Genomic DNA, 11,159 nt, shown 5'->3' on the forward strand with positions numbered 1-11,159 from the left:
AGCTTAGCTATCCCGGAATTCGCCCGCCAACACTGGGAAGCAACCCCATCCCATACACACGTTTTGTCCTATAACCCGGGCTTCCTGCATTTAAGGGCAACGCGGGGTCACTTACGGCCCATTGGGGGCTGCCGGATGGGCCGTAAGTGACCCCGCCCTGCGTTTGTTGGAAGGCTCAGATGGGGTCGCTGATGTCGGCGACGACGGCCTGCAGCGCAGCGGCCAGTTCGTCGGCCTTTACGAACGCGCTGAATCCGTGTTCGCCAGCGCCCATGGAGATCCGGCGTCCCGTGATGCTGGCATCTGCATAAACCGGCCAGGGCGTCGTACTTCCCAGCGGCGTGATGGTGCCGCGCTCATAGCCGGTTGCCTCGAAGGCGACCTCGGCGGAGGGCATGGACAGCTTGTTGACGCCCAGGAGGGCGCGCAACTTGGGCCAGGAGATCTGCCGGTCACCCGGAACCAACGCGAAAAGGAACGTGCCATCCCGGTGCTTGACCACAAGCGACTTCACGATGTCCGCCGGGGTGATCCCCATGATGCGGGCCGCGTCCTCAAGGCTGCTTGCCGCCGCCCGCTCCACGAGTTGGACCTCAAGTCCGCGGTTGGCCGCGTCGGCGAGGAATCGCTCAGTGCCCCGCATTCATGCACCCTTTCCGTTCATGGCTATTCGCGCTTCGGAAGTCACCGAACAACTAGTCGCGGTAGAGAAGCAGTGCTTCACCCTGGCCGCCGCCACCACAAAGTGCCACCGCCGCCTTGCCCGTGCCGCGGCGCTTCAACTCGTGGGCCGCATGAAGGGCAAGCCGCGCTCCTGAGGCCCCAATCGGGTGCCCGATCGCAATTGCACCGCCATGGATATTGCACTTCTCCAAGGGATAGTCCAGATCCTTCAAGGACTGCACCGCCACCGAACCGAAGGCTTCGTTGATCTCGATGAAGTCCAGATCGGCCGTTGTCCACCCCGCCCGGTCCAGCGCGTGCCGTATGGCGTTGGAAGGCTGCGAATGCAGGCTGTTGTCAGGTCCCGCTACTTGGCCGGGTTTCCCGACGACGGCAAGGTATTCCAGGCCGTTCTCCTCGGCGAAGCGTCGGCTCGTGAGCACGAGTGCAGAGGCGCCGTCGGACAGGGGAGAGGAGTTGCCCGCGGTGATGGTTCCGTCGGTCGCAAAGGCGCCCTTCAAAGGGGCGAGGGTCTCGAGCGTGGTCTGTGGGCGGACGCCTTCGTCGCTTGTCAGCACCAAGGGTTCTCCCTTGCGCTGCTTGACGCTGATGGGCGTGATCTCGCCGTCGAACACTCCTTGCCCGGCAGCCGCGGCCGCACGCTGGTGCGAAGCGGCGGCCACTTCATCCTGGGACCGGCGGTCGATGCCGAGCGAGAGGTTCTTGATTTCGGTGGACAGGCCCATGGACTGGCCGTCGAACGCGTCGGTGAGGCCGTCATGGGCCGCGACGTCGAGTGCCTGGATCGCGCCGTAGCTCCACCCTTGCCTCGAACCGGGCAGCAGGTGGGGTGCGCGGCTCATCGACTCCTGGCCTCCGGCAACCACGACGGCGGCGTCGCCGCTGCGGATCATGCGAGCGGCATCGATCACGGCAGTGAGTCCGGAGAGGCATACCTTGTTGATGGTGACCGCCGGGATGTTCCAGCCGATTCCGGCGGCGATGGCGCTTTGCCGCGCCGGGTTCTGGCCGGCGCCCGCCTGCAGGACCTGCCCCATAATCACTGCGTCCACTTTGTCCGCGGTGAGTCCGCTTGCCGCAATGGCGCCTGAAATGGCGTGAGCACCGAGCTCGACGGCGGTGAACCCGGCCAGTTGCCCGTTCAACCGTCCCTGTGGGGTGCGGCTGGCGGAAAGGATGACAACGTCGTTGTTGTTGTCCGCTGTTTCTGAGGGGGTGCTCATTTTCTCTCTTCCGATCAAGGGTGGTGAGCCTAGGTTACCGTGGGGTACATCACCTCTCCATTCAACGATGGAGCCCGGAACAACATTCCACCCACCCTGCCCGCATAGGTGCCTGCAGCAACGGTGCTTGCATTCAGGCGAGATGTGGGGTAGACAGGTGGGTTGATTTGCCGTATTGTGGATATTTGCGTCTTCCCTGTTAACCTTCAGCCTTCATATAGCGGTGGGCTTTACCTCTCAGCTGCGCCATCGACGTGCCGTTTAGAACGAGCATGGTCTTGGCCAGCGGGGGTCCCGGGTCATATAGCGGAACCGGAAAGGTACACTGCGGATTCAATCTGCAGGGTGCAAGCGGGGGAGATCTGAAAACGCCTGAAGGTCTGTGGAAGGATCCCTCTTGGTCGCCTCGAGCACCTCTAATAACGAAACCGCTAATACGGCAAGCACCGATGGTGCAACTCGCCGGCTCTCATTCGCAAAGATTCACGAACCGCTGGACGTTCCGAATCTGCTTGCACTGCAGACAGACAGCTTTGACTGGCTGGTCGGAAACGAACGCTGGCAGTCGCGGGTTGCAAAGGCCGTCGAGGAAGGCGACCTGAGCGTCGCCACCACCTCTGGACTTGCCGACATCTTCGAAGAGATCTCCCCCATCGAGGACTTCCAGGGCACTATGTCCCTGAGCTTCTCCGAGCCGGAGTTCGCTGATCCGAAGTACACCATGGCCGAATGCAAAGACCGTGACGCCACTTACTCGGCCCCGCTGTATGTCAAGGCCGAGTTCATGAACAACAACACGGGTGAAATCAAGCAGCAGACCGTGTTCATGGGCGATTTCCCTCTCATGACCGAGAAGGGAACGTTCGTTGTCAACGGCACCGAGCGTGTCGTCGTCTCCCAGCTGGTCCGTTCGCCGGGCGCCTACTTTGAGCGCACCGCCGACAAGACCAGTGACAAGGACATCTTCACTGCAAAGATCATCCCGTCCCGCGGTGCATGGTTCGAGCTCGAAATCGACAAGCGCGACCAGGTCGGCGTCCGCCTCGACCGCAAGCGCAAGCAGTCGGTCACCGTTCTGCTGAAGGCCCTTGGCTGGACCGAAGGCCAGATCCTCGAAGAGTTCGGCCAGTACGACTCCATGCGCGCAACGCTGGAGAAGGACGCTACCGAAACCCGCGAAGACGCCCTGCTGGACATCTACCGCAAGCTGCGTCCGGGCGAGCCGCCCACCGTCGAGGCTGCCCAGTCGCTGCTGGACAACCTGTACTTCAATGCCAAGCGCTACGACCTGGCCAAGGTTGGCCGTTACAAGATCAACCGCAAGCTCGGCATCGACCGCTCCCTTGGCGACAAGGAAGCTTCGGTCCTGCACGTTGAAGACATCGTGGCCATGATCAAGTTCCTCGTCGCGCTTCACGCCGGCGAGAAGACCCTCATGGGCAAGCGCGATGGCGAAGACCACGAGCTCCGCGTCGAGATCGATGACATCGACCACTTCGGCAACCGTCGCATCCGCGCCGTCGGCGAACTGATCGAGAACCAGGTCCGCACCGGCCTGTCCCGCATGGAGCGCGTCGTCCGCGAACGCATGACCACGCAGGACGTCGAAGCGATCACGCCGCAGACCCTGATCAACATCCGCCCCGTCGTGGCAGCCATCAAGGAGTTCTTCGGAACCTCCCAGCTGTCGCAGTTCATGGACCAGAACAACCCGTTGTCGGGTCTGACCCACAAGCGCCGCCTGTCGGCCCTTGGCCCGGGTGGTCTGTCCCGTGACCGCGCAGGCATGGAAGTTCGAGACGTTCACCCGTCCCACTACGGACGTATGTGCCCCATCGAAACTCCTGAAGGCCCGAACATCGGTCTGATCGGTTCGCTGGCTTCCTACGGCCGCATCAACCCGTTCGGTTTCATCGAGACTCCGTACCGCCTGGTGTCCGAGGGCGTCGTTTCCGATGAGGTCCAGTACCTCACCGCCGACGACGAAGCCGAGGTCCTGATTGCGCAGGCCAACGCGCCTCTGGATGCAGACAAGAAGTTCGCGGAAGAAACCGTGCTTGTCCGTGCCCGTGGTGGTGGAGGCGAGCCCGTCCTGGTTCCGGCCGGCGAAGTCCAGTTCATGGACGTTTCCCCGCGCCAGATGGTGTCCGTAGCTACCGCTCTGATTCCGTTCCTTGAGCATGACGATGCAAACCGCGCACTCATGGGTGCCAACATGCAGCGCCAGGCTGTGCCGCTGGTCCGTTCCGAGGCCCCGTTCGTGGGTACCGGCATGGAGCGCGCCGCCGCCGTCGACGCCGGTGACGTTGTCATCGCGAAGAAGGCCGGTGTCGTCAACGAAGTTTCCGCTGACCTCGTCACCATGCTCAACGACGACGGTACGGAAACCAGCTACCGCATCAACAAGTTCGCGCGTTCAAACCAGGGCAACTGCTACAACCACCGTGTCCTGGTCAACGAAGGCCAGCGCCTCGAAGTCGGCGGCATCATTGCTGACGGCCCGGCAACGGACCAGGGTGAACTCGCCCTCGGCAAGAACCTCCTCGTGGCATTCATGTCCTGGGAAGGCCACAACTTCGAGGACGCCATCATCCTGTCGCAGCGCATCGTTGCTGAGGACGTTCTTTCTTCCATCCACATCGAGGAGCACGAGATCGATGCCCGCGACACCAAGCTTGGTGCCGAGGAAATCACCCGTGACATCCCCAACGTGTCCGAGGAAGTCCTCGCAGGACTGGACGAGCGCGGCATCATCCACATCGGTGCCGAGGTTGAAGCCGGCGACATCCTGGTCGGAAAGGTCACCCCGAAGGGTGAAACCGAACTGACTCCGGAAGAGCGCCTCCTCCGCGCGATCTTCGGCGAGAAGTCCCGCGAAGTGCGTGACACCTCCCTGAAGGTTCCCCACGGTGAGTCCGGCACGGTCATCGGCGTGCGCGTCTTCGACCGCGACAACGACGACGAGCTGCCCCCTGGCGTCAACCAGCTGGTCCGCGTCTACGTTGCTGCCAAGCGCAAGATCACCGACGGCGACAAGCTCGCCGGCCGCCACGGTAACAAGGGCGTCATTTCCAAGATCCTCCCGATCGAAGACATGCCGTTCCTCGCCGACGGTACGCCGGTGGACATCGTCCTGAACCCGCTGGGTGTTCCGGGCCGCATGAACGTCGGCCAGGTGCTTGAAACGCACCTCGGTTGGGTTGCGAAGACCGGTTGGAAGATCGAAGGCGAGCCGGAGTGGGTCAAGAACCTCCCGAACCTGCCTCGTGAATCCGGCCAGACGACCGTTGCCACCCCGGTGTTCGACGGTGCACGCGAAGAGGAAATCACAGGTCTGCTGGATTCCACCAACGTGACCCGCGACGGCGACCGCCTGATCGACTCCTCCGGCAAGACCCGTCTGTTCGACGGCCGCTCCGGCGAGCCGTTCCCGGACCCGATCTCCGTGGGCTACATGTACATCCTGAAGCTCCACCACCTGGTGGACGACAAGATCCACGCGCGCTCCACCGGCCCGTACTCCATGATCACGCAGCAGCCGCTGGGTGGTAAGGCACAGTTCGGTGGCCAGCGCTTCGGTGAAATGGAAGTGTGGGCGCTCGAAGCATACGGCGCTGCCTACACCCTCCAGGAACTGCTGACGATCAAGTCGGACGATATCCACGGCCGCGTGAAGGTCTACGAAGCCATCGTCAAGGGCGAGAACATCCCTGAGCCTGGCGTTCCGGAATCCTTCAAGGTCTTGATCAAGGAAATGCAGTCGCTGTGCCTGAACGTGGAAGTCCTTTCCACGGACGGTACGACGATCGAAATGCGTGACTCTGATGACGCAGTCTTTACGGCTGCGGAAGAACTGGGCATTGATCTGTCTCGCGCAGAGCCCAGCTCCGTAGAAGAGGTCTAAACAGCAGCTCTGGCTGGCGGTGCAGACCGCCAGCCAAGGCAGCTGCCTCTTTCCGTAAACCCAAGACTTCAGAATTTAGAGAACAAGAGAGAACAGGGACCATATGTCCAGCGAATCCTCCTTCGGCCTCATGCAGATCGGCCTCGCCACCGCGGAAGACATCCGCGGCTGGTCTTACGGTGAGGTCAAGAAGCCGGAAACCATCAACTACCGCACGCTCAAGCCCGAGAAGGACGGCCTCTTCTGCGAGAAGATCTTCGGCCCGTCCCGGGACTGGGAATGCTACTGCGGCAAGTACAAGCGCGTGCGCTTCAAGGGCATCATCTGCGAGCGTTGTGGCGTTGAAGTCACTCGCGCCAAGGTGCGCCGCGAGCGCATGGGCCACATCGAGCTGGCCGCTCCCGTCACGCACATCTGGTACTTCAAGGGTGTTCCCTCCCGTTTGGGCTACCTCCTTGACCTGGCACCGAAGGACCTCGAAAAGGTCATCTACTTCGCTGCCTACATGATCACAAGCGTCGACACCGAGAGCCGCCACGCGGAACTGCCGAACCTCCAGGTGGAGCACGACCTCGAGAAGAAGCAGCTCGTCGACAACCGCGACAGCGACATCGCCACGATTGCCCGCGACCTTGAGGACGAGCTTGCCCGCCTCGAGGGTGAAGGCGCCAAGGCTGCGGACAAGAAGAAGGCCCGCGACTCCGCGGACCGCCAGATGGCCAACGTCCGCAAGCGCGCGGATGCTGAGATCGAGCGCCTCGAGCAGGTCTGGGACCGTTTCAAGAACCTCAAGGTCGCCGACCTCGAAGGTGACGAAGGCCTGTACCGCGAACTGCGCGACCGCTACGGCATGTACTTCGAAGGCTCCATGGGTGCCGAAGCCATCAAGAAGCGTCTTGAGAACTTCGACATGCAGGCAGAGTCGGAGTCCCTGCGCGACACCATCCAGAACGGCAAGGGCCAGCGCAAGACCCGTGCCCTCAAGCGCCTGAAGGTTGTCAACGCATTCCTGACCACCAACAACAGCCCGCTTGGCATGGTGCTGGACGCCGTCCCGGTGATCCCGCCGGAACTGCGCCCGATGGTCCAGCTGGACGGTGGCCGCTTCGCGACCTCCGACCTCAACGACCTCTACCGCCGTGTGATCAACCGCAACAACCGACTCAAGCGACTGCTTGACCTCGGTGCCCCGGAGATCATCGTCAACAACGAGAAGCGCATGCTTCAGGAAGCTGTTGACAGCCTCTTCGACAACGGCCGTCGCGGCCGTCCCGTCACGGGTCCGGGCAACCGTCCGCTGAAGTCCCTGAGCGACATGCTCAAGGGCAAGCAGGGCCGTTTCCGCCAGAACCTGCTCGGCAAGCGCGTCGACTACTCCGGCCGTTCGGTCATCGTCGTCGGCCCGCAGCTGAAGCTGCACCAGTGTGGTCTGCCCAAGCAGATGGCCCTGGAGCTCTTCAAGCCGTTCGTGATGAAGCGACTGGTTGACCTCAACCACGCGCAGAACATCAAGTCGGCAAAGCGCATGGTCGAGCGTTACCGCCCGCAGGTCTGGGACGTGCTGGAAGAGATCATCACCGAACACCCGGTGCTGCTCAACCGTGCACCTACCCTGCACCGCCTCGGCATCCAGGCATTCGAGCCGCAGCTTGTTGAAGGCAAGGCCATCCAGCTTCACCCGCTGGTTTGTGGCGCCTTCAACGCCGACTTCGACGGCGACCAGATGGCAGTCCACCTGCCGCTGAGCCCCGAAGCGCAGGCTGAAGCCCGCATCCTGATGCTGTCCTCCAACAACATCTTGAAGCCGTCCGATGGCCGTCCGGTGACCCTGCCTTCGCAGGACATGATCATCGGTCTGTACCACCTGACCACCAAGCGCGTTGGTTCCGCAGGCGAAGGCCGTATCTTCTCCTCGGTTTCGGAAGCCATCATGGCCTACGACTCCCGCGAGCTGCACCTGAACTCCCAGGTCAAGATCCGCCTTGAGGGCTTTGTCCCTTACGCGGGCTGGGAAGCTCCGGAAGGTTGGGAGCCGGGTCAGACCGCACTGGTCCAGACCTCCCTCGGCCAGGTTCTCTTCAACGAGACCCTGCCGGAGGACTACCCGTGGGTTGAGGCTGTCGCAGACAAGGGCGAGCTTTCCCGGATCGTCAACGACCTCGCAGAGCGCTACCCGAAGGTTGTCACGGCCGCAACGCTGGACAACCTGAAGGATGCCGGTTTCTACTGGGCAACCCGCTCGGGCGTCACCGTGGCAATCTCCGACATCGAGGTGCCTACCTCCAAGCCGGCCATCCTGGCCGGTTACGAGACCATGGCTGCCAAGATCCAGGGCCAGTACGACAAGGGCCTGATCGACGACGACGAGCGTCGCCAGGAACTGATCGAGATCTGGAACAAGGCCACCAACGAAATCGCCCAGGCGATGCGTGACAGCCTGTCCCCGATGAACACCATCAACCGCATGGTGTCCTCCGGTGCACGTGGTAACTGGATGCAGGTACGCCAGATCGCGGGTATCCGTGGTCTTGTGGCCAACCCGAAGGGTGAGATCATCCCGCGTCCGATCAAGTCCTCGTACCGCGAGGGCCTGTCGGTGCTGGAATACTTCATCGCCACGCACGGTGCCCGTAAGGGTCTGGCCGACACCGCGCTGCGTACCGCTAACTCGGGTTACCTGACCCGTCGTCTGGTGGACGTTTCGCAGGACGTCATCGTCCGTGAAGAGGACTGTGGCACCGAGCGTGGTCTCATGACCGCGATCGCCGTGCCGGACTCCAACGGCGAGCTGGTCCTTGACGAGAACGTCGAGAACAGCGCCTACGCACGTACCCTCGCCGTCGACGTCGTCGACTCCAAGGGTGCGGTGCTGGCAGCTGCCGGCACCGACTGCGGCGACGTCGTCATTGCCGAGCTGCTCGCAGCCGGCATCACCGAGGTCAAGGTCCGTTCCGTGCTCACGTGTGAGTCCAAGGTCGGTACCTGTGCGCTCTGCTACGGCCGTTCGCTGGCCACCGGCAAGACCGTGGACATCGGAGAGGCCGTCGGCATCATCGCCGCACAGTCCATCGGTGAACCCGGTACCCAGCTGACCATGCGTACGTTCCACACAGGTGGTGCTGTTTCCGCCAGCGGTGGCGACGATATCACCCAGGGTCTGCCCCGTATCCAGGAGCTCTTCGAAGCCCGTACTCCGAAGGGTGTCGCACCGATTGCTGAAGCAGCCGGCCGCATCGCCATCGAAGAGTCCGAGCGCCAGATGCGCCTCATCATCACCCCGGACGATGGTTCCGAGGAGATCGCCTACCCGGTGCTGCGCCGTTCCCGCCTCCTCATCGAGGATGGCGAGCACGTCAGCGTCGGCCAGAAGCTGATCAACGGTCCTGTGGACCCGAAGCAGGTTCTGCGCATCATGGGTCCGCGTGCCGCCCAGAAGTTCCTGGTGGACGAGGTCCAGGGCGTTTACCGCAGCCAGGGCATCGGCATCCACGACAAGCACGTGGAAGTCATCGTCCGTCAGATGCTGCGCCGCGTGACCGTCATCGAATCCGGCGACTCGGATCTGCTTCCGGGTGAGCTCGCCGAGCGCAGCCGCTTCGAGGACGAGAACCGTCGCGTGGTGTCCGAGGGCCGTACCCCGGCTTCCGGTCGTCCGGAACTGATGGGCATCACCAAGGCATCTCTGGCAACCGAGTCCTGGCTGTCGGCCGCTTCCTTCCAGGAGACCACCCGCGTTCTGACGCAGGCGGCCATGGAAGGCAAGAGCGACCCGCTGCTTGGCCTCAAGGAGAACGTCATCATCGGTAAGCTCATCCCGGCCGGTACGGGCCTGCCCCGTTACACCGAGGTCACCGTGGAGCCGACTGAAGAAGCAAAGGCAAGCCTGTTCACAGGCCCCAGCGCCTTCACCGACTTCTCGTATGACGCATTGGGCGGCGACGGAGCTCCCGAGTTCCACGCCATCCCACTGGATGACTACGATCTCGGCAACGACTTCCGCTGACGCCGATCAGGGCGGGCCCTTTCGTGTCGCGTTCCGCGCCACGTAGGGACCCTGCCGCCCTGCTCTTAGTGTGCAAGTCAAGGTAAGGACCCCGTACTCAGCGAGTGCGGGGTCCTTCCCGTTTGGCGCCCGACGACGGCAGGCGGCACCCGCCGTCGTGGTTCGCTCCTTTACACCCGATTAAGGCTCTAGATCAAGCCATGCTAGAATTTTGGTAATTGTTCTGTGTGGCAGTGGATGAAGGCCGCCGCAGCATCATTTCGGTTTTGTTCTCATGATGCTGGGTGGAGCCTGTTTCCGGGTTGCGGGCTACGTGCGCAACGAATGCCGCACTTTTGCACGCCCACCGGGTCTTCGGGCCAGGGCCGCATGGACAACGCCAAAGCTCTCACGCAAACACAGGCCAACGCCTGGGCGCGGAGCAGAGATCAACCAACGGAGAACACGAAAGTGCCTACGATTAACCAGCTGGTCCGCAAGGGCCGCACGCCGAAGGTCTCCAAGACCAAGGCTCCCGCGCTTAAGGGCAGCCCGATGCGCCGCGGTGTTTGCACCCGCGTTTACACGACCACCCCGAAGAAGCCGAACTCGGCTCTCCGTAAGGTTGCACGTGTGCGCCTCAACGGTGGCGTTGAAGTTACCGCCTACATCCCCGGTGTTGGCCACAACCTCCAGGAGCACTCCATCGTGCTGGTCCGTGGTGGTCGTGTGAAGGACCTCCCGGGTGTCCGTTACAAGATCGTCCGTGGTGCCCTCGATACCCAGGGTGTCAAGAACCGCAAGCAGGCCCGCAGCCGCTACGGCGCAAAGATGGAGAAGAAGTAATATGCCTCGCAAGGGTCCGGCCCCGAAGCGGCCGCTAGTTTCCGATCCCGTTTACGGTTCCCCGTTGGTCACCCAGCTGATCAACAAGGTTCTGATCGACGGCAAGAAGTCCACCGCAGAGCGCATCGTTTACGGCGCACTCGAAGGTGCACGCGCCAAGTCCGGTGGCGACCCCGTCGCCGCCCTCAAGAAGGCAATGGACAACGTCAAGCCTTCCCTCGAAGTTCGCTCCCGCCGTGTCGGTGGCGCAACCTACCAGGTTCCCGTTGAGGTCAAGCCGGGCCGCTCCACCGCCCTCGCTCTCCGCTGGCTGGTCGGCTACTCCAAGGCCCGCCGCGAGAAGACGATGACCGAGCGCCTCCAGAACGAAATCCTGGATGCGTCCAACGGTCTCGGTGCCGCTGTGAAGCGTCGCGAAGACACCCACAAGATGGCCGAGTCGAACAAGGCCTTCGCACACTACCGCTGGTAAAACTTCCCGTACGCCGCCGGCTCCTTGAGCTGGCGGCGAACGTGTAGT

General features: G+C 62.6%; 6 protein-coding genes. 4 read left to right on the forward strand and 2 right to left on the reverse strand.

Features of this window, described 5'->3' with window-relative positions; all coding sequences use genetic code 11:
* Positions 1 to 175: 175 nt before the first annotated feature.
* Both BMF89_RS15950 and BMF89_RS15955 read right to left on the reverse strand, forming a co-directional pair.
* Positions 176 to 643, reverse strand: coding sequence for a YbaK/EbsC family protein (locus tag BMF89_RS15950; protein ID WP_078108085.1), 468 nt, complete (start codon positions 641 to 643; stop codon positions 176 to 178).
* Positions 644 to 695: 52 nt separating this feature from the next.
* Positions 696 to 1,907 carry an acetyl-CoA C-acetyltransferase gene (locus tag BMF89_RS15955; RefSeq protein ID WP_078108086.1) on the reverse strand — a complete coding sequence of 404 codons (1,212 nt, stop codon included), beginning with the start codon at positions 1,905 to 1,907 and terminating at the stop codon, positions 696 to 698.
* Positions 1,908 to 2,304: 397 nt separating this feature from the next.
* Between BMF89_RS15955 and rpoB the strand changes: the two genes are divergently transcribed.
* The 4 genes from rpoB to rpsG all read left to right on the forward strand — a co-directional run bounded on the left by rpoB (position 2,305) and on the right by rpsG (position 11,111).
* Positions 2,305 to 5,811 carry a DNA-directed RNA polymerase subunit beta gene (gene rpoB, locus BMF89_RS15960; RefSeq protein ID WP_078108119.1) on the forward strand — a complete coding sequence of 1,169 codons (3,507 nt, stop codon included), beginning with the start codon at positions 2,305 to 2,307 and terminating at the stop codon, positions 5,809 to 5,811.
* Positions 5,812 to 5,914: 103 nt separating this feature from the next.
* On the forward strand, positions 5,915 to 9,814 hold the full coding sequence (locus tag BMF89_RS15965; protein WP_078108087.1) for a DNA-directed RNA polymerase subunit beta': 3,900 nt from the start codon (positions 5,915 to 5,917) through the stop codon (positions 9,812 to 9,814).
* A 450-nt stretch (positions 9,815 to 10,264) separates the two neighbouring features.
* Positions 10,265 to 10,639: a 30S ribosomal protein S12 gene (gene rpsL, locus BMF89_RS15970; RefSeq protein WP_009358312.1), complete on the forward strand. Its 375-nt coding sequence runs from the start codon at positions 10,265 to 10,267 to the stop codon at positions 10,637 to 10,639.
* Position 10,640: 1 nt separating this feature from the next.
* A complete protein-coding gene (rpsG, locus tag BMF89_RS15975; protein WP_059387355.1) occupies positions 10,641 to 11,111 on the forward strand; it encodes a 30S ribosomal protein S7 in 471 nt (156 codons plus the stop codon).
* Positions 11,112 to 11,159 lie beyond the last annotated feature (48 nt).

Origin of the sequence: Arthrobacter sp. SRS-W-1-2016, assembly GCF_002009585.1 — a bacterium.
Taxonomy (GTDB): Bacteria; Actinomycetota; Actinomycetes; order Actinomycetales; family Micrococcaceae; genus Arthrobacter; species Arthrobacter bambusae_A.